At 60.6% G+C, this 24,359-nt stretch carries 29 protein-coding genes and 2 tRNA genes; 13 read left to right on the top strand and 18 right to left on the bottom strand.

Translation table 11 applies throughout. The features are described from left to right. Positions 1–59 precede the first annotated feature (59 nt). The 3 genes from VGN68_RS00830 (at position 60) to VGN68_RS00820 (ending at position 1,042) form a co-directional block, all read left to right on the top strand. Positions 60–455, top strand: a complete 396-nt coding sequence (locus VGN68_RS00830) for a hypothetical protein (RefSeq protein WP_327472939.1) — start codon at positions 60–62, stop codon at positions 453–455. 16 nt (positions 456–471) lie between these two features. Next, positions 472–548: transfer RNA gene (locus VGN68_RS00825), tRNA-Pro, on the top strand. 203 nt (positions 549–751) lie between these two features. Then, positions 752–1,042, top strand: a complete 291-nt coding sequence (locus VGN68_RS00820) for a hypothetical protein (protein WP_327472936.1) — start codon at positions 752–754, stop codon at positions 1,040–1,042. A 48-nt stretch (positions 1,043–1,090) separates the two neighbouring features. Here the strand turns inward: VGN68_RS00820 and VGN68_RS00815 are convergent, their stop codons facing one another. Further along, complete coding sequence (locus VGN68_RS00815; RefSeq protein WP_327472934.1) at positions 1,091–1,789, bottom strand: hypothetical protein; 699 nt, start codon at positions 1,787–1,789, stop codon at positions 1,091–1,093. A 55-nt stretch (positions 1,790–1,844) separates the two neighbouring features. Between VGN68_RS00815 and VGN68_RS00810 the strand changes: the two genes are divergently transcribed. Further along, positions 1,845–1,988 (top strand): hypothetical protein, encoded by a 144-nt coding sequence (locus VGN68_RS00810; protein ID WP_327472932.1) that lies wholly within the window; start codon positions 1,845–1,847, stop codon positions 1,986–1,988. 180 nt (positions 1,989–2,168) lie between these two features. On the opposite strand, the gene VGN68_RS00805 is transcribed toward VGN68_RS00810, so the two are convergent. The 6 genes from VGN68_RS00805 to VGN68_RS00780 all read right to left on the bottom strand — a co-directional run bounded on the left by VGN68_RS00805 (position 2,169) and on the right by VGN68_RS00780 (position 4,200). After that, a complete protein-coding gene (locus VGN68_RS00805) occupies positions 2,169–2,357 on the bottom strand; it encodes a hypothetical protein (protein WP_327472930.1) in 189 nt (62 codons plus the stop codon). Positions 2,358–2,454: 97 nt separating this feature from the next. Then, positions 2,455–2,793, bottom strand: a complete 339-nt coding sequence (locus tag VGN68_RS00800; RefSeq protein WP_327472928.1) for a hypothetical protein — start codon at positions 2,791–2,793, stop codon at positions 2,455–2,457. A gap of 268 nt (positions 2,794–3,061) precedes the next feature. Then, the gene (locus tag VGN68_RS00795) at positions 3,062–3,190 is read right to left on the bottom strand and encodes a hypothetical protein (RefSeq protein ID WP_327472950.1); all 129 of its coding nucleotides are present in this window, start codon (positions 3,188–3,190) and stop codon (positions 3,062–3,064) included. Then, positions 3,181–3,612 carry a hypothetical protein gene (locus VGN68_RS00790; protein WP_327472926.1) on the bottom strand — a complete coding sequence of 144 codons (432 nt, stop codon included), beginning with the start codon at positions 3,610–3,612 and terminating at the stop codon, positions 3,181–3,183. Before VGN68_RS00790 ends, VGN68_RS00795 begins: the two co-directional genes overlap by 10 nt. Then, the gene (locus VGN68_RS00785; RefSeq protein WP_327472924.1) at positions 3,609–3,875 is read right to left on the bottom strand and encodes a hypothetical protein; all 267 of its coding nucleotides are present in this window, start codon (positions 3,873–3,875) and stop codon (positions 3,609–3,611) included. The genes VGN68_RS00790 and VGN68_RS00785 overlap by 4 nt, the downstream gene beginning before the upstream one ends. 1 nt (position 3,876) lies before the next feature. Further along, positions 3,877–4,200: a hypothetical protein gene (locus tag VGN68_RS00780; RefSeq protein ID WP_327472922.1), complete on the bottom strand. Its 324-nt coding sequence runs from the start codon at positions 4,198–4,200 to the stop codon at positions 3,877–3,879. Between the two features lie 166 nt (positions 4,201–4,366). Here VGN68_RS00780 and VGN68_RS00775 point away from each other — a divergent pair, with 166 nt between their 5' ends. Then, positions 4,367–4,762 carry a hypothetical protein gene (locus tag VGN68_RS00775; RefSeq protein WP_327472920.1) on the top strand — a complete coding sequence of 132 codons (396 nt, stop codon included), beginning with the start codon at positions 4,367–4,369 and terminating at the stop codon, positions 4,760–4,762. Between the two features lie 7 nt (positions 4,763–4,769). On the opposite strand, the gene VGN68_RS00770 is transcribed toward VGN68_RS00775, so the two are convergent. Continuing rightward, positions 4,770–5,039: a hypothetical protein gene (locus VGN68_RS00770; RefSeq protein WP_327472918.1), complete on the bottom strand. Its 270-nt coding sequence runs from the start codon at positions 5,037–5,039 to the stop codon at positions 4,770–4,772. A 66-nt stretch (positions 5,040–5,105) separates the two neighbouring features. Between VGN68_RS00770 and VGN68_RS00765 the strand changes: the two genes are divergently transcribed. Then, complete coding sequence (locus tag VGN68_RS00765) at positions 5,106–5,750, top strand: SOS response-associated peptidase (protein WP_327472916.1); 645 nt, start codon at positions 5,106–5,108, stop codon at positions 5,748–5,750. Positions 5,751–6,196: 446 nt separating this feature from the next. After that, positions 6,197–6,418: a helix-turn-helix transcriptional regulator gene (locus VGN68_RS00760; RefSeq protein WP_327472914.1), complete on the top strand. Its 222-nt coding sequence runs from the start codon at positions 6,197–6,199 to the stop codon at positions 6,416–6,418. Between the two features lie 546 nt (positions 6,419–6,964). Here the strand turns inward: VGN68_RS00760 and VGN68_RS00755 are convergent. Further along, complete coding sequence (locus VGN68_RS00755) at positions 6,965–7,303, bottom strand: hypothetical protein (RefSeq protein ID WP_327472912.1); 339 nt, start codon at positions 7,301–7,303, stop codon at positions 6,965–6,967. 14 nt (positions 7,304–7,317) lie between these two features. Here VGN68_RS00755 and VGN68_RS00750 point away from each other — a divergent pair, with 14 nt between their 5' ends. Genes VGN68_RS00750 through VGN68_RS00735 form a run of 4 tightly spaced genes read left to right on the top strand, consistent with a single transcriptional unit; the run spans position 7,318 to position 13,178 of the window. After that, a complete protein-coding gene (locus VGN68_RS00750; protein ID WP_327472910.1) occupies positions 7,318–8,817 on the top strand; it encodes a class I SAM-dependent DNA methyltransferase in 1,500 nt (499 codons plus the stop codon). Continuing rightward, positions 8,807–9,370 (top strand): restriction endonuclease subunit S, encoded by a 564-nt coding sequence (locus VGN68_RS00745; protein WP_327472908.1) that lies wholly within the window; start codon positions 8,807–8,809, stop codon positions 9,368–9,370. The genes VGN68_RS00750 and VGN68_RS00745 overlap by 11 nt, the downstream gene beginning before the upstream one ends. After that, complete coding sequence (locus VGN68_RS00740) at positions 9,367–12,411, top strand: type I restriction endonuclease subunit R (protein ID WP_327472906.1); 3,045 nt, start codon at positions 9,367–9,369, stop codon at positions 12,409–12,411. The genes VGN68_RS00745 and VGN68_RS00740 overlap by 4 nt, the downstream gene beginning before the upstream one ends. Further along, positions 12,411–13,178 (top strand): SprT family zinc-dependent metalloprotease, encoded by a 768-nt coding sequence (locus VGN68_RS00735; RefSeq protein ID WP_327472904.1) that lies wholly within the window; start codon positions 12,411–12,413, stop codon positions 13,176–13,178. The genes VGN68_RS00740 and VGN68_RS00735 overlap by 1 nt, the downstream gene beginning before the upstream one ends. A gap of 177 nt (positions 13,179–13,355) precedes the next feature. Here the strand turns inward: VGN68_RS00735 and VGN68_RS00730 are convergent, their stop codons facing one another. The 4 genes from VGN68_RS00730 to VGN68_RS00715 form a co-directional block, all read right to left on the bottom strand. Next, positions 13,356–13,937: a hypothetical protein gene (locus tag VGN68_RS00730; protein ID WP_327472902.1), complete on the bottom strand. Its 582-nt coding sequence runs from the start codon at positions 13,935–13,937 to the stop codon at positions 13,356–13,358. Positions 13,938–14,033: 96 nt separating this feature from the next. Continuing rightward, positions 14,034–14,675, bottom strand: coding sequence for a hypothetical protein (locus VGN68_RS00725; protein WP_327472900.1), 642 nt, complete (start codon positions 14,673–14,675; stop codon positions 14,034–14,036). Positions 14,676–15,032: 357 nt separating this feature from the next. Continuing rightward, positions 15,033–16,784, bottom strand: coding sequence for a tyrosine-type recombinase/integrase (locus VGN68_RS00720; RefSeq protein ID WP_327472898.1), 1,752 nt, complete (start codon positions 16,782–16,784; stop codon positions 15,033–15,035). Between the two features lie 180 nt (positions 16,785–16,964). Next, the gene (locus VGN68_RS00715) at positions 16,965–18,440 is read right to left on the bottom strand and encodes a M20 family peptidase (protein WP_327472896.1); all 1,476 of its coding nucleotides are present in this window, start codon (positions 18,438–18,440) and stop codon (positions 16,965–16,967) included. A 241-nt stretch (positions 18,441–18,681) separates the two neighbouring features. Between VGN68_RS00715 and VGN68_RS00710 the strand changes: the two genes are divergently transcribed. Continuing rightward, positions 18,682–18,942, top strand: a complete 261-nt coding sequence (locus VGN68_RS00710; RefSeq protein ID WP_327472894.1) for a hypothetical protein — start codon at positions 18,682–18,684, stop codon at positions 18,940–18,942. A gap of 17 nt (positions 18,943–18,959) precedes the next feature. Here the strand turns inward: VGN68_RS00710 and VGN68_RS00705 are convergent. The 3 genes from VGN68_RS00705 to VGN68_RS00695 form a co-directional block, all read right to left on the bottom strand. After that, a tRNA-Ile gene (locus VGN68_RS00705) sits at positions 18,960–19,035 on the bottom strand. A 55-nt stretch (positions 19,036–19,090) separates the two neighbouring features. Beyond that, positions 19,091–20,116, bottom strand: coding sequence for a polysaccharide deacetylase family protein (locus VGN68_RS00700; protein ID WP_327472892.1), 1,026 nt, complete (start codon positions 20,114–20,116; stop codon positions 19,091–19,093). A 28-nt stretch (positions 20,117–20,144) separates the two neighbouring features. Further along, the gene (locus tag VGN68_RS00695) at positions 20,145–21,809 is read right to left on the bottom strand and encodes a histidine kinase dimerization/phospho-acceptor domain-containing protein (protein ID WP_327472890.1); all 1,665 of its coding nucleotides are present in this window, start codon (positions 21,807–21,809) and stop codon (positions 20,145–20,147) included. Between the two features lie 169 nt (positions 21,810–21,978). On the opposite strand from VGN68_RS00695, the gene VGN68_RS00690 reads away from it, so the two are divergent. Further along, positions 21,979–22,452 carry an Lrp/AsnC family transcriptional regulator gene (locus tag VGN68_RS00690; protein WP_037558177.1) on the top strand — a complete coding sequence of 158 codons (474 nt, stop codon included), beginning with the start codon at positions 21,979–21,981 and terminating at the stop codon, positions 22,450–22,452. An 84-nt stretch (positions 22,453–22,536) separates the two neighbouring features. On the opposite strand, the gene VGN68_RS00685 is transcribed toward VGN68_RS00690, so the two are convergent. Together VGN68_RS00685 and VGN68_RS00680 are read right to left on the bottom strand one after the other, a co-directional pair. Beyond that, positions 22,537–23,835, bottom strand: coding sequence for a tetratricopeptide repeat protein (locus VGN68_RS00685; RefSeq protein ID WP_327472887.1), 1,299 nt, complete (start codon positions 23,833–23,835; stop codon positions 22,537–22,539). A gap of 187 nt (positions 23,836–24,022) precedes the next feature. Further along, positions 24,023–24,319, bottom strand: a complete 297-nt coding sequence (locus VGN68_RS00680) for an Hpt domain-containing protein (protein WP_293697013.1) — start codon at positions 24,317–24,319, stop codon at positions 24,023–24,025. Between the last annotated feature and the right edge of the window lie 40 nt (positions 24,320–24,359).

The raw sequence follows: 24,359 nt of genomic DNA, 5'->3' as shown, positions 1-24,359 counted from the left end.
ACGGGAAGTTTCCCCATCGCGGTAAGGCATTTTAGGGAGCCCACACATCATGAAGAAATTTGCTGCTATCGCCGTTGCTGCCAGCATGTTCGCCCTCGCCGCTTGCGGTGAAAAGGCTGCTGAAGAAGCCACCACGGAAGCCCCGGCTGCTGAAGCTGTTGCTGAAGAAGGCGCTGACGCCGCTGCTGCTGGCGCCGACGCCGCTGCTGCTGGTGCCGAAGCTGCTGCCTCTGGTGCCGACGCTGCTGCTGCTCCGGCTGATGCCATGGCTGCTCCGGCTGATGCCGCTGCTGCTCCGGCTGATGCCGCTGCCGCTCCGGCTGAAGAAAAGAAGTAAGTCGCAGCCCTTCGGGGCGTTGACTGAAACTAGAAACGGGCGGTCTTCCTTCGGGAAGGCCGCCTTTTTCTTTGCCTTTTGCACGGGCGGGATAGACTTGCGCGCCCACGCTGTCTAAGGCGCCCTCCAGTAGTCGGGGAGTAGCGCAGCCCGGTAGCGCGCCTGCTTTGGGAGCAGGATGTCGCAGGTTCGAATCCTGTCTCCCCGACCACTTACACTTTTCGGCGTGATTTCAATGCTTTATAGCAAGGGTCACGCCGAAAATGATACAGCGAAATGATACAGCCGCTAGCCACGGCGCTGGCGCAATCTTGCCCATACCTCAACCGTCAACTCCACCCCCACGCTACGTGCTATCCCGGTCAGGTGTGTTCGGCAGAATGTCGGTCGAGTGTAGGCGCGGATGGCGTCACTGTGCTGCGCCGTCATCGGGTCGCGCAACGTCCGCCAAAATTCATCAAAGTTCCGGCGGTCGATGTCTGCGATCGAATAAAGATACGCGAGCGCCAGCCGAACTGCGAGACTTGGATCGACAGGCTCGGCGCCAGCGCTATCGGCTGTCTCGGCGAGGATCGCGAGCGACAGGAATGTGAGGCGGGACCGGGGCAATCGCATTGCCGACATGAGAACGAACAAAGAACATTCGTCAAGCACCTTACCCGTCATATTCAGGAGCAGCACGGTCTTGGGGCCGCGGATGTCTGATACGGCGTGGGGAGCGGACTAGCGCCAGCTGGTGAAGGTTTGTTGCCTTTAAGAAGAAATGTTTCGAAAGCAGTCACCTCGCGCGAGTTTGTCGATGTCGCACCGAAATAGACGCAGTTCCTGGATCCGAACGTGACGAAATCCCCAGTGCATATCGACAATGTCTCCGATAATCCGGCCGATCAATTTTCCCAGTTCTGGGATGCCTGACACTTCCACCGACCAGCCCATTGGTGCGAAATGGGTGAACTGATTGCGGATGGTCTCGTGGAACGAGCAAAGCCATTCTAGTTCCAGTTCGGAAACCAACACGCCGGACTCGTTAGATCCATCTCCAGCTGAGCGCGGTTTTCGGATCGCCTTCAACAGCGAAGGTAAATTCATAAGGTAGGTTTGCGGTCGTCTTGCATCTGAATTGCTTCGCCGCTCTTCGTCGTAGCGTAGCCACTCTGCTGCGTTTCTTTTCGTCACAGCTCCAATGGGGGTCTGTGTGGTGGTCAGGTGACATACGCAAGCCCCCTGAAGTGCAGAGTGAAGGGCTAACGCAATCCATTTCCACGCGAGAGGGTCCTCCGCCACAAACGATGCGACGCGGATCGCGTGCCTGACTGAGGCGAAAACATCACTTGCCTCATCAGTCGATATCCAGTTTGCCAGTTCTCGTGCCCTTCTTTTTGGGTTCGCTGATAGCGGCAATGGCTTATGCGTCGTTTTTGAACCAAAGCCAACGGAACGATCTGTCGCCATGCCAGGTAGCTGAAGCCTCGCCTGTCGTTCATTGGTGATGCGGAGAGGCTCCACCATGATTTTAGAAGATACCGAACTTTGCTTTGGCGAACTGGCATACGAAACGAGGTTAGTGGCCTTTTTCGATATTCTGGGCTGGAAGAGTGAGATTGAGGCGGCAGGAAAGCCGGATTTCTGGGATCGCGTTCAATCCGATTAAGCCGATGTCGTATGTCTCACTCAGGACCAGTTCGATCCTCTAGAATCTTTTCGATATTTCGCAGCGCGATAGCACTCACAGCGGTATTTCGCGCAGTTTGGAATACCGCGACGACGACGAGTAAATTCAGAACAATCCCGATTACAATTAAGGCTTCCACGTCAAACTCCTTAGTCGATTTTACGCCGTCGCTGCCTTGCGAATTTCGACCAAGAATTGATCATTGTCCATTGCTGCCAAATCGATCCACCCCACGATCGCTGTCATGCCATTGCCGGGATCAAGATCACCGGACGCGACTTTTAATAAAACCTTTTCCACGGCGTCATGAATCAAATCCATGTCGCTTGCTCCAATCGCTATTGCCATGTGGCCTCCAGTGTTTTGCCCCAAACGCTAGCGCAATTTTGGGTATCTACTCGAAGTTCATCACCGCAGTCACCGCCGCGGAAAGACGAACGTCCGTCTATTCAAACGAGTATGGGGTTCCATCACACGTCTTGGCGATGACTTCTTTAGTGACCGTGTCAGAGTCATCCTCCGGTGTGGTGAGCGAATGCGAATTGGTGTTCAATGCGAAGCGCGCCCATTCCCCCATACCACCGAAGCCGTTTCTTCCGTTCCATTCGCCGCATATAACGTGGCTATTGCCTTCCGCGGCGCGCCGAACATTACGCACCTCTACGCTTTCAGGGTCTCGCGCGATCTTGGCTAACTGGCTTTTCGCTAAAGTGTCATCGCTCGATCCACACGAGGACAGCATCACCCCTGCCAAGAGGGCTGTAAACGCAATCATCAATTTCATGGCTTGTCCCCGCTTTCTCACACGTTTCTTACAGCGACGTCGCAGCGTTTCAATGGATAAGCTTGCCGAGAAAATCTAAGATTTCACGCTGTTCGCCTCAATCAGCGCCGCACCAAAGTTATCTTGTCCGGCCCGGTCGCGCTTGGTCACGTCGCGGTGATCTGCCTCCCTCCCATCCTTCATCGAGCCTCAACCGGATGCAGAGGGGCGTCGTCGCGCGTCGGCGCGGGCGAAGTCGCCGGCCACATTACCTCCTGTTTAGCGTCAATCATCTGAGCAGATATCGCACGGTCGAAACTATGCCGACGACGAACGAGCCGCCGACCAGCGCCGTCAGCATCCAATATTCGATCGCGAAAGCTCGGTCTCGCCATTTCGGGTCTTTGATCATGGGCATCGATGACCCTGCCAATATCGGTCCCACCGCGCCGCATAGCCATCTCTGACCATCGCGCACGAAATATCACCGGAACGAGGTGAAGAGCAAAATGCTGCCGTCCGGTTGCCGCCAGCGCCGCCAGCCGATCTGCAGCGCATCGTTGGTCCGTTCACCGATACATGGCCGGTCCGTCGAACCCCGCTGCGCTTGCCCAGCAACGCCACCAGATGATCACGCGCGGCGATAGGGTCAGCAGCAGGGCAAGGATGCCCAGGGCGGCACGTCCCGTCTATTTCCCGCGCCGCGACGCCGGACAGCCTGATATGCGGCCCCTCGGCGCACCAGATTGGCCCATCGCCGTCCCACACCGCAGTGGGCGTGCAATCGAACGATTGGCCAGCAGGGACGACAGACGCCGCAAGGATGAGTGATGCAATCATTTCGGCTCGCATCCGTCTGGCCAAGGTTCATCGACGCCCCAGCCCCCGCAGACGCCATGGCTGTTCGGCTTTTCGTCGGTGCTGATGACCATCCGGGTATCGCTATCCACAATATCGACCAGCGTGGCTGCGAGCTGGCCTGCCGCATAGTCGTCTTTCAATTCGGGGATGGGGTGGCGACCGCGGCCATGGCGACCTTGCCGCATCGTCTTGATCTTGATGTAGAAGCTGTCCTTGAGGTCCTGGCGATCGATCCGGCGCATGTCAGCTCGCCAACGAGAAAAGAACGCCGAAACCCTCGTATGCGGGATCGAGGCGCACGATCTCGGCCTCGGCAGCTTCCTGCGCGGCACTACAGGCCTCAGCGGCGCGCAAGCTGCTGCCATGCTCCCGGTAGTGCGCGTCTGTGCGCTCAGCGACGTCCAAGCCCTCGGCGAGGAGCAAATCGACCGCATAGGCCTCGACCGCTTCGCGCGCTGAGATGCCGTCGCTTGAAAGGACCGCCTGCGCCGCACTCAGCGCAGCCTGTCGGACCTCGGGTGCCAGCGCATCCTGACCGTAAAATGCGAGATTTCCGTCGCAGCTCATCGGCTCAATCCTCGATCAGACCGGCGCGGATATTCCCGGCCTCGACTTGCAGGGCGCTAGCGCGGGTCCGCGCGTCAGAATTGCCTGTCTTTGCGGCATAGGCAAGGAAGCGATCAGCGCGACGGTCGAGATATTCGGCCACCCTGTCCAATTCCGAGGGGCCGTTATGCCCTCGCAAATTCACCGTCGTCATCTTGCGCCTTCCGAATCGCTTGCATCGATGTTCCAATTTTGTTCTCGTTTGGAGGCAATGGCAAGAGAGCTAGTGAACCCGATCAGCGATCTGTTTGACGTCGCCTGTCGGCATCACACCGTGAAGGTGTCGTGCCAGTGCGGGAACGTCGGCATCTTCGATCCGCATGCGCTTTGGTATCTGTTCGAGCGAAAGGGCTGGAATGATCGCTTGCCCGCAGTGCGCAAACGCATGCGCTGTCTGCAATGCTATTACGCCAAGCGGAAGCGGACGCTCGCAACGCTGGAGCTGGCGGACGTTGATCACACCCGCCAACTGCCGATGCCCGATATCGTCGAATGGAAGCGTCAGCTCCGGCGGCGGCGCTAGCGATGGCTCAGTCCGAGAGGCTTTCGTCCTCAATCGCCGCTGTGATCATCCGATCCCAGGTGTCCGCGTCGCCCACCGCGATCATGCGGCCACTCGGTTCGCGCAAGGTGCGCAGAACCGCGAGCGCAGCCGGCGCATAGTCGGGCCAAAGATCGTCGACGGCGGGTCCCGCCGACCCCATGTCGCCTTCGGCGTTGCGGCTCAGTGCATGCCCTGCCAGCACCCGGGCGACGCGCTCGACGGGCGCGGTCTTGGCAGCATCATATTCGGCAGTCATGTGGAGTCTCCTTCGCATGGCGAACGCGCGTCCGCCTGGCCGGTTGCCGATTGACAGGCCGCGCGGGTGCGGCATGATCGCGGCGTGTGCAATCTCTACACCAACAAGAGCACGGTTCAGGAAATGGCGAACCTGTTCAGGACGCCAGCGACCTATGGCTTCAACGCGCCCGCCGACGTCTATCCACAATATCCCGGCATCGTCGTGCGCGAAGATCAGGGCCAGCGCATCCTGCAACAAATGACTTGGGGCTTCCCGCGGCATTCGACCAACAAGCGGACCGGTAAGCCGAACAAGCCGACCGCGACGAACAACGCCCGCGATGACAAGCTGTGGACTATCTGGCGCCAGTGGTTCACCGATCCTGCGCAGCGGTGCCTCATCCCCTTCACGTCGTTCGCCGAGGCCGAGGGTGAACCCGGCAAGATGACGCGAACGTGGATCAGCGTCGCAGACCAGCCGCTTGGAGCCTGGGCGGGACTGTGGCGTCCGACCGACGAATGGGGCGACGCCTATACCGGCGTCATGGTCGATGCGACCAAGGAGCTTTGGGATATCCACGACCGGATGCCCGTCATCCTGCACCCTGACGCGCATGACGCTTGGCTACGCGCTGACGCCAAAGAAGCGATCGCGCTGGTTACGCAGTATCCAGCCGATCGATTGACGGTAGAGCGCTCTTCAGAACCATGGTTCAAAAAGCGATCTTAGACTTCCAGCTTTCCAAACCCGCTCCGCACTAAAGAAAAATTGCAATCAATATCCCCGCATCACCAGACCGGCCGCCACTTCGGCTCGGCAAGCGTTGTCGTGACCAATAATGCGCTGGCATTCCGCGTAAGGGTCGCCATCCGGCAGTCGGGTAGCCCAATATGCGAACGCCAATGCCATGACAATCAGAGTGCCAACAATCCAAGCGGTTTGCTGACCGCGTGTCATATCGGTTGCAGGTGCCGAGGACCCGACGTCGTCGTCATGCTCGCGCTGGGCCGCTGGATCGTCTGCGGACCTGTCGTCTCGAAAATGTCCGTAGCTCATTGTTGGCACTGAATCCTTTCATTGGGCCGCGCGCAGCGACACTTCGGAGCACGTCGGCAGACGCTGATACATATTATAGTTGATAATGTTCAACCCCTTGCTGCGGCAGGGGGTGGATTATGGATGTGCGCCTCCTCGTCGGCTTGAACTTTCGGAGACTCCGACTGGCCAAGGGGTTGACCCAGGAGCAGGCGGCCGAACTGACGGGCGTGAGCCAGCAGTATATAAGCGGGCTGGAGCAGGGTCGGAGGAATCCGACGGTGCTGACGCTTCATGAATTGACCGGCCCTTTGAACGCGCAGCCGATCGACCTGCTCACGCTGTTCCAAGACGGAGCCTAATGCCCGGCCGCGTCCAGCCTGTGGATGGCTTCGATGCTCGGGTGCCCGGCTGATTGGAACCATCCGGGTCAGGATTACTGATAATCTCTAGGGCTTCTTGATATCGGCACACATGCAAACGCAGCCGTATCCCGGCTCACCGGGAGACAACATTCAGTATCGGATGCGAACGTCGCACGGGTTCACGATCGTAGGTCGCGATGCAAAAAACATTGCTTCGATCGCATGTCGACCCAGGGTGCCCGCGCGATGCCACCGTGATCGCGCGTCTGTAGCATGGGGCTGCCGGCCACGTATTCGCTGGTCGCGGCCGCATTCGGTCATGGTCCCGTTTAGGGACGACCCGCCGTTCATCAGCTCTTCGACCATCTCTTCGATTGACTTCTCGCGGTCGCGACAAAGCTGCATAACCGAGCGAATGACCTCGCTGGTAACGCGTAGCGCTGACTGCTGGTCTGGTGCGCTGCAGTTCGCGTAAGGATCATCATCATCGACCAACTTATATAGTGCGTGCAGTCGCGCACCGATGTCGGGAAGCGTCTGCGGTCATTCTTTGAGACCAAGTTCGAGGACGCCGTGGGCGAAGCGGTGTGCCATCTCTAGGCCGTTCAGTGTCAACGGCTCGATATTTTTCAGTCTAACCACCGTGTTCTCCTTCAATGCTGCCCGACTGGGCGTTTGAAGGAGAACCAACTGTCGCGCGATTTCCTGAATGTCCAATGGCAAATGTTGGCAATTGCAGGTGGGCACCTGGCCGCCGCCTCCGCAGCTTGCTTCGTGCCGACGGATGCCTGGCAAGGGGAACCCCTCACTGGCCTTGCGGTTCGCACTTACATCGGGATAGTGCCGAGGCAGACGATCGATCTGCATATCGTGGCGGGTCATGCGGTTGGGGATTAATGGCAAAATTTTCGCAACAAGAACTGGAGCGCCATCTTTGGGGCGCGGCGGACATTCTGCGCGGCACGGTCGATGCCGGGGACTATAAGCAGTATATCTTTGGCCTGCTGTTCTACAAACGCCTGTGCGACGTCTGGCAGGAGGAATATGAGGCACTGCTGACCGAGACCGGTGATAAGGCAGATGCCGCCGATCCCGACGAGCACCGCTTCCACATCCCGGCGGAGCACCAGTGGGAGGCCGTGCGGCAGCAATCCACGCAGATCGGCCAACGGCTTAACAACGCGCTCGCGGCCATCGAAGATGCCAACCTGCGGCTGCGCGGCGTGTTCGGTTCGGTGGACTTCGCCAATCAAGATCGGTTCTCTGACGCGCTGCTGGAAAAGCTGCTCACTCATTTCGAGAAGCACCGACTGCGCAATGTCGATGTGCCGGCCGACATGCTGGGCGATGCCTACCTCTACCTCATCAAGATGTTTGCGGAAGGCGCGGGCAAGAAGGGCGGCGAGTTCTACACCCCGCGCCAGATCGTGCGATTGATGATCGAGATACTGGAGCCGCGCCCTGGCATGTCGATTTATGATCCGACCTGCGGCTCGGCAGGGATGTTGCTGGAGGCGGTGCAATATCTGAAGGACCGGGGCGAAAACGCCCGCAGCTTGTCGCTTTATGGTCAGGAGAAAAACTTCGCGACGTGGGGCATCGCCGAGATCAACCTGTTCTTGCACGATGTGGACGACGCCTTCATCGCCAAGGGCGACACGATCTTGTCCCCCAAGCGGTATGACCCCAAGGTCCGCGAGTTCGTGGAGGGCATCGGGGCCTATGACCGGGTGCTGGCCAACCCGCCTTTCAGTGAAAAGGTGTGGGGATACGAGGTCTGGCAGAATGGCGATCCTTTCGGGCGTGATACCTTTGGCTGCCCGCCCAAGGGTTATGGTGATCTTGCCTTCGTCCAGCACATGCTCGCGAGCCTGAAGGATGACGGGATGCTGGCGGTGGTGGTGCCGCACGGCGTCCTGTTCCGTGGCGGGGCCGAGGGGCGGATCAGGGAGGCCATGCTGGCCGCAGACGTGATCGAGGCGGTTGTAGGTCTCGCACCCAATCTGTTCTACGGAGCGGGCATCCCTGCCGCCCTGCTGGTGTGCCGCAAGAAGAAGCCTGCCGAGCGACGCGGCAAGGTGCTGATCGTCAATGGCGATGCCACCTTCCAGCCGGGCAAGGCGCAGAACTTCCTGACCAACGAGCATGTCCGCACGTTGGCAGAGGCTGTCCATGCCTTTGCCGATGTCGAGAAGTTGGCCCGCGTTGTCCCGGTCGAGGAGATCGGTGCCAACGGCCACAACCTCAACATCAGCCGCTATGTGCAAACCGGCGCGGATGCCGAGGCGGTTGATGTCGCAGCGGAGCTCGCCAAGCTGCAAAACCTGATCGCCCAGCGCAATGAGGCGGAAGCCGTGATGTTCGCGCACCTTAAAAGGCTTGGTTATGTCGAGTGAGTTGCCGGAGGGCTGGCAGGCCGCCAAGCTGGGCGACATCATCGCTCTAGAATACGGGCGCTCGCTGCCCGAAAAAGTGCGTCGCCCCGGCGATGTGCCGGTTTATGGCTCCAATGGAATAGTAGGCTGGCATGATGAGCCGCTGGTTCATTCGGGTGGCATCATTGTGGGCCGCAAAGGCACGGCAGGGTCAGTGACGGTTTCAAGCGACCCATTTTGGCCAATCGACACCACCTATTTTGTAAAGGCACGCGAGCCCCTTGATCCTGATTGGCTTGCTGCGACACTGCATCATTCGCGCTTGAACGATCTGAACGAAGCTACGGGTGTGCCGGGCCTCAATCGGGACAAAGCCTATCTACAAAGGGTCTCACTCCCACCACTGGATGAACAGCAGCGGATCGCCGAGTTCTTGCGGTCAGTGGATGACGCGATCGGAACGAATAGGGCGCTGGTAGATGCAGGAGGGAATGGCGATACGGGCGCGCTCCTGAAGTTGAAAGTGGCGCTCATGTCCGACCTGCTCTCTGGTCGCGTGAGGGTTCCTGCATGAGCGAATACCGCCTCACCGAGAAGCCCGCGCTCGATGCGCTTAAAGCGATGGGCTGGCAGGTGCTGTCCCCGACGCAGGCTCTGGCCATGCGCGAGGAGGAAAACCGCGTCATCCTGAAGCCCGTGCTGATCGAGGCGCTGCGCACGCTCAACGGCATCGGCGCGGAGGATGCCGAGGCGATCTACAACGACCTTGCCACCCTGTCCGACAACGAGGAGTGGCAGCGCAAGCTGCGCGGCGGTTATTCCCGTCGCCTGTCCGGCGAAAACCGCGACAGCCCGATTGCGCTAATCGACTTCAAGAACCCTAGCCGCAACGCCTTCCAAGTCACCAGCCAGTTCCGTGTTGCTGCGCAGCGCCCCCGCGTTCCCGACATCGTGCTGTTCGTAAACGGCATCCCGCTGGTGGTGATCGAGGCCAAGTCACCGCTTAAGCGCACCGCGACGGGCGAGGAGGCGCACGAACAAATCCGCCAATATGAGCGGGACATCCCCCGGCTGTTCCACCCCAACGCCTTCAACATCCTGACGGACGGGATGCACACTGAATATGGCGCGTCCGGCGCGCCAGCGCAGTTCTATGGCCCGTGGCCTGACGCATGGCCGCGCAGCCGTGACGACTTCCCCGATGCTCTGGCCAAAGACCTGTGGTGCCTGTGCGAGCCATCGCGCCTGCTCGACCTGCTGGCGCATTTCATCGTGTTCGAGGTGGACCCCGAGCGCGGGAGCAAGATCAAGAAAATCTGCCGCTACCAGCAGTTCCGCGCGGTCAACAAAGCGGTGCAACGGGTTGCAACGGGCGAGCACCGCAAAGGCCTGATCTGGCACACGCAGGGTAGCGGCAAGAGCCTGACGATGGTGTTCCTCGCGTTGAAGCTCAAAACTCATCTGACGCTCGACGCCCCGACGCTCGCCAATCCCAACATTCTTGTCCTGACCGACCGGATCGACCTCGATGATCAGATCAGTAAGACCTTCGTCGCCTGTGGCCTGCCCAACCCTGTGCAATGCGGTTCGGTCGCTGCCTTGCGCGAAGCGGTCAACCGTGGCGGCAACGGGCAAATCCTGCTGTCCACGATCTTTAAGTTCGCCGGATCGAAGGAGCCGATCCCCAACTCGGCCAACTGGATCGTGCTGGTGGACGAGTGTCACCGCACGCAGGAAAAAGACTTGGGCGCGTTCCTGCAAGCGACCCTGCCAGATGCCCATTTTTATGGCTTCACCGGCACCCCGATCAAATCGACCGACAAGGACACCTACGCCCGGTTCAGCGTGGCTGGCGAGGGCTATCTCGACAAATACGGGATCGACGATGCGGTGCGCGACGGGGCAACGGTGCCGATCCTCTACGAAGGCCGCAAAACCGATTGGGCGATCAACGAGGCCGAGATCGACATATTGTTCGACCGCTGGTTCGTCGATCTACCCGACGACAAGCGCGAGGAACTGAAGCGCAAGGGTCTGACCCTCGCCACCATCGCCAAGCATCCACAGCGGGTGCGCTTGATCGCACTCGACATTTGGGAGCATTTCAAGACAGTCTGCCAGCCGGACGGCTACAAGGCGCAGATCGTGGCCGTGGATCGTGAAGCGGTGATCCTCTACCGCGCCGCGCTGTCCGCCGCCATCGCCGCCGATCTGGAGCGGGGCGGGATGGATGCCGGGGAAGCACAGTCGCAGGCCGACGCCATGATCGCGTGCGTCTATTCCAAGAGCCAAGAGGACAACAAGCCAAGCGAGAACGCCGACATCGCCGCGCTGCGCACCGGGCTGGAAGCGTTCTATCTTGACGATGATGCCGAAAAGGACGTGAAAAAGCGGTTCAAGGTGCGCGGGGCACAGCCCAGCTTCTTGATCGTGTGCGACAAGCTGCTGACCGGGTTCGATGCTCCCATCGAGCATGTCATGTATCTCGACAAGCCGCTGAAGGAGCATAATCTGCTCCAAGCCATTGCCCGGACCAACCGGACCCATGCGTTCACCGATGCCGATGGCGGCACCATCGAAAAGCCCAATGGTCGGATCGTGGATTACATCGGGGTCACCAATCATCTGGACGAGGCTCTGAAGTCCTACCGATCCGAGGATGTCGAGCACGCGATGCGCGACATCGCTATCCTGCGGAACGACCTGAAGGAAGCCCACGCCCGCTACCGCGCGCAGAAGCGGGCAATGAAACTGGATGGGTTGGACGAGAAGGCAGCCGCCTATGCCGCCGCCGCGCTGGTGACGCAGGGGCAGGAGGATGACTGGTTCGAGTTCCAGCGCCTGACCCGGACCTTCATCAAGGTCTATGCCGACCTGTCGCCCGATCCCGCCATCCTGGACTTCACCGCCGAGGTGAAATGGGCAGCGGCGTTTCTGCGCCTCGCCACGCAGGCGATCAGCAAGGATGAAAGCCTCGATCATCGCAGCTACTCGGGCAAGATTAGGGACATGTTGGAGCAGCACGTCCATGCGACTGGTCTGTCCACCACCATCCGCCTGCGCAACATCACCGATCCCGAGTTCGCCGACGACTTCGACACCGGCGAAAAGACCGAGGCCGAGCTTCAGGAAGCCTTCGTGCGCAAGTCCGCCGAGCTTCGCCGCGTCACCCGCGAACTGGTGGACAAAAACCCCGCGCAATATGGCCGATTTTCCGAGCGCGTTCTGGAGATCATCCGCCGCTTCGAGGAAGGTCAGCTGGTCGCCGCTGATGGTCTGCGCGACTTTGAAGGACTGACCGGCGACATTCAGGCCGAGCAAGGCGCGCACGCCGAACTGGGCATGGACGAGCACGCCTTTTCGATCCTGCGCATCATCGAAGCCGTCGTGCCCGACGCCGATCACACGATCTTGCGGGATGCGGCCGTTGCCATCGGTGCAGTCTATGCCAGTGCAGCCGCCACGAACCCTGCTTTCGCGCACATGGATGATTACCTGCGGAGGCTGCGCCGGGATGTTCGCCGCATCCTCACTGAGCACGGTATCGGGGAGACCCAAGCCATTCGCGAGAAGATCGAGGACTTCGCCATCCACGCCTATGGGGACGGCCACTGATGCCCTCGCTCCAGATAGGCCAGACCGAGATACCCTATGAGCTTCGCCGGTCCGCCACGGCGTCGCAACGGCGCATCACGGTGACGCCGGGGCATGTCGAAGTGCTGGCGCTCGCCAATGACGATGAAGAAGCGGTCGCGGGATTCCTCGACCGCAAGCGCCGGTGGATCTTCAATACCGTGCGCGAGATGGAACAGCGAGCCGCGGACCGACATGTCGTGCCCAGGTTCATGACCGGATCAAAGATACCATTCCGCGGCCGACGCATGCCTTTGACTGTTCGGCGCACCGACGGAGCCACCCTGGACATATACTACCGCAACGGGTTCTATGTGGATTTGCCGGCGTGGATCGACACTGATGTCGATGCATTGATCGCCAAGGAACTGAAACTCTGGCTGAAAAGTCGCGCGCGGAGCGATGCCAGAGATGTAGCACGTCGGTATCGCGAGAAGTTCGGCCTGCGTCCCAACTCGCTCAGGGTGACCAATCTTCGGGACGGCTGGGGTTCGTGCGGCGCCCACGGCAACATCGCTATCAACTGGACCTTGATCTTCGCCCCGCGGCTCGTGTTCGAATACGTCGTCGTCCACGAGCTCGCGCATCTACGCGAGCGTTCGCACGGGGCGTCATTTTGGGAGCTCATGGCAACGCTCATGCCTGGATATGAGACAGCAAAATCCTGGCTCGAAACTAATGGCCAGAAGCTGGGCTCGGACTTCCTCGAGGTCGATCGAAAATTGGCTCTGAGGCCACCTTCAGAATAAGTTGCAGGGCAATTTCCTGTTTTTGCAGTCTATCGTCGGCAATGGAGGATTTTCACGGTTCTTGGCGTGGCTATCTGTTGGGATTCAAATCGGTCCAGATGAGTAAAGAAAGGGCAAGAACGTGTTACATGGGCTCCCAACGTCCCGCGACATCGAGAGCCCACGAGCGCGAGAGGATCAGTTGTCCCCGGCCGCCGAGTCATACGGAGGTAGGATATCCCAGCCGCCGATCCGTTTCGACGCAACGCCGATGACGCCGAGGTCCATTGCGCCCATCAGCCGCTTGCTGCGAAGAACGCCGATGCCAGGCGTAAGATGTTCGATACGATGCACCCGCTCCTCATGTCGGCCGTGAAGTTCCGCCCATAGACGATAGATCGCCCACGCGTCTTTGAGGGTCGACGCGAACAGGATGGTATGGCCGTCTTCACGCGAGCCTGAAAATGCATACGCGTGGGTCGGCTGGGGTGCTCGATATGCCGGTCCGGGAGCTTCCATATCAGGCGGGAGCACAACCCAACCCGCCGGGGTCCAGTAGGCCACGCCCGAGAGTTCAGCGTCTGCAAGCTCCAGGAGCTGCGCTTGGTCACGCTGCCATGCAACGTGAACGCCATCGATATGAAATTCATAGATCCCCGGCGAGCGCGAGAACCGGAGCTCATACCATTCTCGGAAAATCTGTGTGGCATGATGACCATCGGTCGCCAGAACAGGGAAGTATCCTGGGAGCTCCGTGATGGTGGCGATGTATACGATCATATGGTGACTTTCTTGCTGTTAAAGACAAGAAGATCATTAAGTCATCGCGATCGAAAGTCGGGTGGCAAAGCGTTTTGGCAGCTGGGATCGAGATGGTCAGCGCCATTGTTCCATCGCGCTTTCACCTTCTCGTATTAGCCTCCAGAGCCTCTGAGCTTCCCTATTTAGCTCCAGTGATATGGCGAGCCGACGGTGACCAATCCGTCTGCTCGCATGGCGGGTATTCTTGAATGCATAGCTAACCCAGTCGGGGTTTCCGAAGTTGAAGTATGGCGTCCGCATCCACAGGTTCCTACGCTGATTCCGCTCGCCCACCACTGCATTGGAAGATTCCGAATTCCCAGTTGCATCCAGCAGCACCTGACGGGTGCGTTCGCGCCCGTAAATCCTTTCCGCGACCTCGATGCCATTCTCCGCTATAATTCTGCGATATTTCATCAACACGGAGCCGTGCTTGGTGGTCGGTAAATTTGCATGAGCAACAATTTGAATTTCGCCATGAATGTGCGGCCTAGTAGTGCTTGTTCCCGATTTCGTCCGATTCTCGATGACAAACCAGAAGAACGGGACCACCCCGAACTCCTTGCGAGCGCACCTTGCAATTCGATCGCGAAAATATCGCCGCAGGGCATCTGGGTCAGATGTGTCGATTCGAGCCTCTACCTCTTCATGCAAATGGACACGGAAGGAGACATGACCCTTTTCAATGAGACAGAGGGATGCAATTTGCATCTTCATCCACGGGGAAAGCTGTCGCCAGGGAGGAACTGGCCTCCCGTTCCTTTGCGTAAGGGGGAAAACTGTGCCCCTATATCTTCTATATGGTTTAGGCAGGATTTTTCGGACGATTCGAGCATCTGGCCGAAGAGCGACGTGACGCATCGCATCTTGCAGTTTTCCGTGCAGTTTTTGATCTCGCGCAATTAGCGGATCGTTCAGTGCCAGGTCGATCACTGCGTCGACTCTTTGCATGTTATTCTTGCGCTGCTTTAAAGATTGCGACGCCTTCGGCTGCGCCGCGCCCGAGCCACTACCAGGTGAATACATGCTCGAGCATTAGCCGCGACAGCGCATCGTCCGCCAGCAATATATCAGTCAAGAAACCGGAGCCTCGACCATTTTCTCATTCGGCAATTTGAACAGAGCGTCGAAATTCACCCCATCCCACCGCACGGCATCGATCCAATCTTTGAGCATCGCGACCGTTCCCTGCCTGATCTTGCCATACCCGCCGGTGGTCGATTTGACGCTGTGTCCCAAGCACACCGCAATCTCATTATCGAGCAGCAAGGCTTCCTCGCGCAGCCGGTCGGACAGTTCATGCCGGAAGCTATGCGCGCCGATACCATCCCTCCCCTGCTTGACGCGGATCGCGGTCAGGTAGTCGCGCCACCACCGGGAAGGCTCTGCGCCGATCTGCCCCCGGTTGTTCGGTTTCAATTCCGGGAACAGCTGCGCCCCATCGTCCCCCCCGGCGCGCTCGCGGTGGCGCTCGACAAATTTGATAAAACCAATCGCCTCAAGCTTCGCATGCACCGCAGCCGTCCGACTTTCGCCGCTTTTGGTTGATTGCTTGGCGTCACCGTCGTGGGCGATGAAAATGAACCATACCCCGTGCTGCTGGCGCACGTCCCCGATGCGAAGCTGCGCTATCTCGCCTATGCGCGCCCCGGTGAACATGCACACAAGCGGAATCCATTTGCGCCAGTCATCGGCGTGATGATTGCCGGGTTCGTGCTCGGCGCCGTCGGCAAGAAAGCCCGCGAACAGCGGCGACCGCAGGATCGTATTGAGCACCGGCGTGGTGAATGGTGGCCGGGGATTTTTGCCCTTCACCTTGTCATGAAAGAGGCCGTCACAGGGGTTTCGCAACCCAACCCATGCGGGCTGGCTGGCAAGCCATTTATAGAGCGGCGATATGGTGGAAAGATGCTTGTTGACCGTCGTGAAAGCGGTTTGGGGCAACCCAAGTTCGCGCGCCCTGACCGCCGCGTCTTTCATACCGAGGCGCGCCAGCTGCTTGTTCGATGTCCACTTTGGCGGAAGGTCGCGAAGTATCTCGCGGTAGTCGAAAACCTCTTGCGGCGTTATAGAGCCAACTGCGCGATCTTTGCCGACATACCCGGAAAATTGTTCGATAATCTTGCGATCCTGATTGACTGTATCAGGACGCTTCTCGCCCTTGGCAAGCCGCTCGCTCGACCACCGCTCGAACAATTGCAGCAGCGTCTCACCCGGTTTGGCAAGCTCTTTCGCCTTAGTCACCGCCTGAGATTTGGGTGCTGCGGCAAGGTCGCCAGTGGTGCGGCGCTCGAAAACGTCAAGCGCATCAAGCGTCGATTCTGCGATTGTTTCAACAAATGCCTCGTATTCCGGTGTGGCCTTTCGCAATGCGAGGCCGCGCTTGGCTATGTTGTTGTCGGCGACCTGTTCCCATCGGGCCTTGTCGCCGTCCAGTATCTCGCGAGTGTAACGGCGGCGCGTGGCGGGAACCTGATCTAGCCGCGCCTCATATTCTCCCGGTGCCTTCGGCCATTGTCGGCGAGCATCATCAAGCGCGCCGAGGTAATTGTCGAAACCGATCTCGACGGCGAGCCGATCTAATCGCACCGTGGGGGAGCCCACAGTGCTTGCGCTAAGCAAGCCCCACTCGCGCATAAGCTGGTTCCGCTTGTCCTGCGCCAGCGCCGCGGCTTGTCGAATGTCAGTGGTCCCAAGGGTGCATTGCCAGACTGACTTGCCGACCCGATCGCGCACCGATTGTGGCACCGCCATGCGGAACCAAAACACATGGGTTTGCGGTCGCGCCCACACGTAGGGTGGCATCTTTTTGGCAGGGCGTTTCATGCCCCGCCTGTATCATTTTTCACACCAAATGATACAGGGAAATGATACAGGTAGGTGCTACAGGAGTGTCCACAAAGCCCTTGATATACCGCGACTCTTAGCAAATCCTACGTCAAGTCCCTTTGTCGATTCCCATCCTGTCTCCCCGACCACTGTCTTCCCACATTATCCCCGCCGCGTTTATCCGGCGGACGTTGCGATCAGCCGCGCATAGAAATCGATCATGCGCTTGAAGCTGTCGATTGTCATATGCTCGTTGGTGCCATGGATCATCGCCGTTTCCTTCAGCGAGAAATGCATCGGCATGAACCGGTACACATCGTCTGAAATCGGCGCCATGCTGCGGCTGTCGGTTGCGCCCACCACCAGGAAGGGCGCAACGACGGCATCGGGGGCGTCGGCACGTGCCGCCGCTACGACATATTTCCAGCCTTGCGAGCTGGTCGATGACACGGGCGACGGTTCGTTCGGCGGTTTGACCCAGCTGAACGTGACCGGTGCGTCGCCCACCGCCGCCTTGGCGCGCGCCATGACGTCGGCGGATGTGTTCCACGGCGCGATGCGATAGTTGATCAGCGCGGTCGCCGATTGCGGCAGCACATTCTCCTTCGGGCTTCCCTCCAGCATCGTCGGGGCAATTGTCGTGTGGAACGCTGCCGCGGAAGAAGGCGAAGCACCGAGCTGGCGCTTCAGAACGGGGGCAAACAGCCATTGGTTGGCCACCGCCATCTTGGTCGTGCCGCCCTTGTGCGCGGCAAGCGATTCCACCATCGCCGCACCCGGACCGCGCATCTCCATCGGAAAGGGATTTTCGGTGATGGCCAGCACTGCGCGCGCCAGCGTCGTGACCCCGGTTTCGGCTGGCGGCATCGAACTATGCCCCCCGGGTGCGTTGGCGGTCACTTTCAGCGTCGCATAGCCCTTTTCGGCAACCCCGATCAGGATCGCAGGACCGTTGATGATCGGGGTGTCGCGCAGCACCACGCTGCCCTCGTCCAGGGTGAACAGGGCGCGCACCCCCTCGGCTTTCAATTTGGCGGCAGCTGCCGCAGCGCCGGATCCGCCGACCTCTTCGTCATGCCCGGAGACGAGATAGATGCCACGTTTGGGCCGGAACCCCTGCCCTGCAAGCGCTTCCAACGCCTCAAAAAGACCGACAAGCGATCCCTTGTCGTCGACGGTGCCCCGGCCCCACACCGCCTTTTCAGCGATCGTCCCGGCGAAGGGCGGATATTTCCAGTCGCCCTCGGTCCCTTCGGTGACCGGCACGACATCCTGATGCGCCATGACGATGATCGGTGCCAGCGAAGCATCGCTACCCGGCCAATGATAGATCAGCGTCCGGTTCGGCAAAATGGTGCGGGTCATCGTACGGTGGGTGGCGGGGTAGGTCGCGGCAAGCCACGCGTGCAACCGGTCCCATTCAGCGACGTCATCGTCCGCGGGATCCTGATGCGAGATCGTGCGGATCTGCGCCGCGGCACTCAAATTCGCAACCGCGGTGTCGAGATTATAGCGGGGAGCCGCGGTCAGCCGGATATCGCTGCCATCGGCGATGTCCGTCGGCGCAAAGCTTGCGGTGCGCACCGCGACCGTTCCCGCCACCACTGCAATGACCGCCAGCCCTCCCAACAATAGGATCCGCCGTTTTCGCATGTCCCTCTCCTTCCCCGCCGCAATGGACCGCCATCGGCTTCGATTTGCAAGCAGAATGCGGGCGGGGGCGTATTCACGACGCGTTCATGGCGTCGGCACGATTTTCGACGCACCGCTGAAAATGAGGCCGACTATGCGCTTGTTGATCGTTTTTGCCGCCTTGCTGGTGCCCACGCTCGCACATGCCCAGTTCGTACCGCGAGCCCCGTCTCCAAGCGACCGAATGCCGGGGATCTCCGATATGGACAGGCAGCATGGCCCGTCGACGGTCGGGCATGATCTCCGCGAAACCCGGGAGCGGATCAGCAATGGTCGCGACAGTGGTCAATTGTCGAAACGCGAAGCCCGCGCGCTCCGCCGCGAAGCCGCGCAAATTTCGACGCTGGCTGACCGTTACGCGCGCGATGGCTTGTCCGATCCCGAACGGCGCGAGCTTGAGATGCGGGCGCAGGTGCTGCGCGACCTGACCGCGGCGCAGCGACTCCGGACAAAGGCGCCCTAGCGCATGCCAACAGGAAATGGTGGGCCCGGCAGGACTCGAACCCGCAACCTAGCCGTTATGAGCGGCCAGCTCTAACCATTGAGCTACAGGCCCCCGTGGGGAGATGCGGCGATAGCGGAGGCCGCGGCGCGTTGGCAAGCACCAAGGCTCAAGCGATCGCCTTGCGCTCTGCCATCGCCAGAATCTCGGCCCCCGTCGTCGGCTCGACCCCGCGCCGCGCCAAATGGTCGAGCACCACATCCCACCAGCGGTAGAACAGGTCGAGATCGGCCTGCGTACGGACATAGGGGGTATTGCCGGGTTGCAGCGATGGCGAATGGAACGAGAAGTTGAGCACGGGCAGGCGCCGATCGACGGCGATGTCGATCGCCTCGCGCGCCCGCGCGGCAGGAATGCCTTCGGGCGTCAGCGCGATCCGCTCGACCATTCCAAGCCGCGCCAGCGCCGCGCCGACGTGCGTACCGTTGCGCGCGAGGCGATGGTAAACCGCGCGGCCAGCGCCGCCGAGCAGACCGCTGAAGATGGTCGTCACCGGCATCTCTAGCACCGCCCCTGCCTCCGTTCGAACCCACCAGGGATGCAGCGGTGCGCTGCGATAGTCGGGACCATGACCAGCGCGATAATCGAACCCCGACCGCACCGATGTATCACAGCGAAAGCCAAGTTCGGCGAGCATCGTCGCGGTATCGGGGCCGAGCCCATAGCGCCCGGCGCGATACACGGTCGGCGCGGCTGCGAAGCGATCCCGGATCGCATCGCGCAGCGCGGTCATCTTTGCGCGTTGCAGGTCGCGGGGCAGATTGCCGGTATAGCTGTGGCGGGCACTGACCGCCTCGTCATGCGGCGGCGTCACCCACGGATGAAGCTGCGCTCCAATCTCGCAACCGCCGTGTGCCTGCGCTGCGCCCAGGATTTCCACCGCGCGGTCGTCGGCCACGATCGGCCAGTCGACCAGATAGATCGGCCTTACCCCCGCGCGTTCGAAATAGCCCTGACAGTCGGCGAGCGCCGGGACTGACGCAAGGCCATAGCCCGTGCGCGCAAAGGGCGCCTCCCAGTCGAAATCTTCTTCGGTATCGATCGTGACCCAGAACCGCGATCGCTCGTCCGCTGCAAGTTCCACCAGGTCGGATCGTGCCGGCTCAGCAAAGAAATTGCCCGCAGGCTGCACCACGCTCCCCTTTGCTCCGCAACCGCCCCGGCTATTCGCCTTGCTGGGCCTCCAGCCCGGCTTCAGCCTTCGAGTTGGCCGAGCGCAGGTGCAAGGTCAAGGCGTTATGCCCGATGTCGAGCCGTCCGCCCGCCGCGCGGGCCAGACTGTCGACCAGGCGCAGGGAAAAGCCAAGGCTGAGCACCGCGGCGCCCGGCGCCTCGCCCTCAGGACTGAAACCGGGATCAAGCAGGTCGGATGCGGTGGCGAAGCGTATCGTTGCGGGTCGGACGATCCGCAGCTGAAGCATATCGTCATGCGGCGATTCGGTGACGAGTTGGCCGACCAGAATCGCTCCCGTTTCGGATACATCGACTAAGGCGGTCAGCAAGCGTCCGATCATGCGGCGCGCATTGGCATCGTTCGCCAGCCCTCGGAACGGCCCGCCGACGCGCGAAATGCTGAGATCAACGCGCTGTTCGGCCAGCAACGCCGCCAGGTCGCTTTCGACCTGCGTCACGATCGCGCCGATATCGACGACTTCGCCCGGCGCCGGATCAATGGCGGCGATGGCGTTGCTGCGCGCTGCCGTCTCCAGATCATCGATGATCGTTTGCACCGACAGGGCGTCGGCAACGATTGTGTCGGCCATCGTGCGATAGCTCTGGCTGACTGGCCCGAACATCTGACCGGCGACGATTTGGGCAAAGCCGGAAATTGCGTTGAGCGGACTGCGCAGTTCGTGGATCAACTGACGGATCGAGTCGCCTGAATCTTCGGCAACCGGGCGCCCATAGGGGATCTCGTTGCGGTTCGGGCGGCGCGCGCTACCGCGATAGCCGCGAAATTGCCCGGTGGCCGGGTCAAACCATGGCAGCGCCGAAAAGCGCCATTCGCCCGCGTCCGCAGGCGTGCCTTCGAGCATCATACGCGCGTTGAGGATTTCGGCGCGTTGACGAAAACCGCCTGCCGCCACCCCGTCGGTGCCGGGTTCGCCGCCAAACGCCGCCTCGGCGATCGACAGGCCGATCACCGCGCCGCGCGTCACGCCGTCAACCCAATGGATCACGCCATCGGGGCCGGTCTCGAAAAGGAACGCCGATCGCGGCGTCTGTGCGGCAACGGCCTTGGCTGCGTCAGGCTGGCCGCGGGTCGATTGATATTTATCGATCCGGCGGACAAGTTCGCTGATCTGGCTGGTGCCATTTTCCACCGTAGCATCGGGTGCCGCGTGCAGCGAAAACACCGGTGCCGGTGCGGCTTCGGCGTCGACCACGGGCCGCGGCAGGGCGACCGACCCGCTGCCCAAACTTGCCAGCGCACGATAAACGCCCTGCGGCAAATCCGTCCGTCCAGCGAGCACCGATCGCGCCATGGCATTGGTCGCTGGCAGCATCGCCAGCCAGTCCGCTTCCGACAATTGCGCGCCGCGCAACATGATCGCCGCGACGGCAGGGACGTCATTGCCGTAAAGCGCGACCAGCGGCGCAAATCGGCCGTGTCTCGCGATCGCCCGCGCGCAATCGCGGCGCACCGATTCGGGGACGCGCGGCCGCAGGACGGCCAGTGCATGCAGGCTGCGACGAATATCGTCATCATCCAGTTGATTGCCGCGCTGCGCCAGAATATCGGACAGCTGGCGCCACGCTGCGATGCTGGCGCGATGATCCGCAGGCGCTTGACGCAGGATGGTCGCGATCATCGAGTCAGCAGTCACGCGAAGCCAGCCCCACACCTTCTATCGTTGGTTACCGTAAGCTTACCGGCTAGCGTGAATCCCCCGGTCATGAAAGTGCCTTCACCGGCCACGTCACATTGTGGGACAATTGCAATCGCCTGAAATAATATTATGGTGTTCGCAGTTTTGGAAAGCGGATGTTTCAACAATGGCGAGTCAGAAATTCGATCAGATCGACCTCCAGATACTGGGCGAGCTACAGAAAAATGGCCGGATGACGAATGTCGAACTGGCGCAAATGGTGGGATTGACCGCACCGCCATGCTTGCGGCGCGTCCGCGCGCTGGAAGAATCGGGGGTCATCCGATCCTATCATGCCGATCTCGATGCTGCGAAGCTCGGCTATGGCATCACCGTCTTTGCGATGGTCAGCCTGCGCAGTCAGGCCGAGTCCGACCTGAAAGCGTTCGAAGATTATGTCGGCGGTCTCGCCGAAGTGCGCGAATGCTACATGCTCAATGGCGAAATCGACTTTCTGCTAAAGGTCGTCGCGCGCGACCTGCAAAGCTTTCAGTCATTCCTGACCGCCCATCTGACCTCGGCGCCCAATGTTACCAGCGTCAAGACATCGCTGACGATTCGCACCGCAAAACAACTGGCGGGTATTCCGGTCGAATCCTGATCGGCCCAATCCGGATTGCGCATCAAAAAGGGCGCCGCTCCTCACCGGAACGGCGCCCATTTTTGCGTTGTTAACGCCAGCGCCTCAGGTCGCAGGCGTCGCTGCCGGAGCGGCCGCCGGCGCTGCGCCAGCCTTGGCCTGGATGGCCCACAGTTGCGCCAGCCGCTGCCGATTGCCCTGCACCTTGGCGAAACTGGCCACCGCTGCGTCGCTTTGCCCCGCCAGCGCCTGCGCGACGCCCAGTCGGTACTGGATAACCGGATCGGTCGGGCTGGCCGCCAGCGCGGCTTCATACAAAGGAATGGCTTTGGCCGCGTCGCCATTGCCAACCAGCGCATCGGCGGTCGCCCGCGCTGTCTTGGGGTTGCTCAGCGTGGCCGGCTTGGCGGCGTCGGCGGCAACGGCGGAGGCATCGGCCGCCGCGCGCGGCGTTTGCGATTCCAGAATACCGCCGAAATGCGCATCGGTCTTGGGGATGGCGCCGCTGTTCTGGCCATGCTTGATGACCGCAACGACTTCGCCCGGATAACCGGCTTCGGTCGCCAGCCCGGCATATTCCAGATATTCGGGACGCTGCGTCATCGAATTGGTGGCGCGCATCAGGCGCAGGATGTCGAGGTTCAGTTCCTTGTCGCCGCCTGACTGCTGCAACAGGATGTACAGGGTGTTACGCCACGTGGCCGGGGTCGGATAATCCTGCACGCGCATGGTCAGCACGTCCAGCATCTCATTGGTCCGGTTAGCTTTTTGGAATGCCTGTGCGGGACGCACAAACAGCTCTTCGGACGGTTTCGTACCGGCTGCACGGGCGGCGGCAATCCCGGCCTGGGCGATTTCCCAGCCCTTGTCGATCTGACCACCGTTCAAATAGCTGTCCATCAGCATCGGCGACAGCGCGCTTTCGGTCGAACCCGCGGCCTTCGCCGCTTCGAGCCGCTGAATCGCCTTGGTGTAATTTTTCGCGCCATAGGCAAAATTGCCCGAATAGAAGTTATAGACGCCAATGTTTTCAGCCGGGGTCAGGCCCGATTCGATCATCACATCGAGCCCCTGTCCCTGCAGCGCCTGGTCCTTGTTCAGGATGCCAAGCTGGAGTTGATAGAAACCGATCAGATATTTGTCGTCGGGCGTCGATGCGCTGGCCTGTCCTTCGGTCAGCGCTGCTTGTAAGGTCGCAGCATCCTTGGCGCCGGCGGCATCGGTCATCTTTTTGAGCGCCGGAGCGAATCCTTTGCTGGCGACCAGCCCCTTGCCCTTGGCGGCTTCTTCCTTTTTCGGCTTTTCTTTCTTCTGCGCAGCGGCCGGGGTCGCGGTCGTCATCAGCGCGCAGCCAAGCACAGCGGCCATGGCCGTTGCGGGCATCGTGCGGAAACGGGTGAACATCGAAATCTCTCCTCAGAATCGGCCGGCTCGCCCAACGAAAACAGGCAACGCAAACGGGGTTCCGGCGCGCGTTCATAACGCGGCTAAACCCGTCGCGTTGCCATGGCAAGACGGCCCGTTGCGATATTTATTGGAAGAAAGCGGCTGAACGGGAATTGAACCCCGCCGCTTTCATTCGCCGCGCGGCTCAGGCGAGGTCGTCGATTGCCGCGTTGATCTGGCGGAGCACCAACGGATCGCCCGGCGCGCCCGCCATCGCCTGTTCGGCAAGTTCGATCAGCGGGATAATGCCAAAGGTGGCCGCGAGTCCCTTGAGGCGAAGCGCAGCAACCTCCCAATTGGCGTCACAGCGAGCGCGGCGCATCAGGTCGGCGAGGTCGCGCGCACCGCCAGTAAAGGCCGTGCGCAGGTCCATCGCGATCGCCGGATCGTCGCCGATCGCGGCGCTGAGGTACCGGTCAAGGGGGCCACTATCAAAAGACATTCCACAGGCTTGGCAGCCCGTGGTTAAGTTTCCGTTTCAA

This window comes from Sphingopyxis sp. (assembly GCF_035998965.1).
In the GTDB taxonomy this organism is placed as follows: Bacteria; Pseudomonadota; Alphaproteobacteria; order Sphingomonadales; family Sphingomonadaceae; genus Sphingopyxis.
The sequence above is the reverse complement of the archived record's forward strand: the minus strand, read 5'-3'. Positions and strand labels throughout refer to the sequence as shown.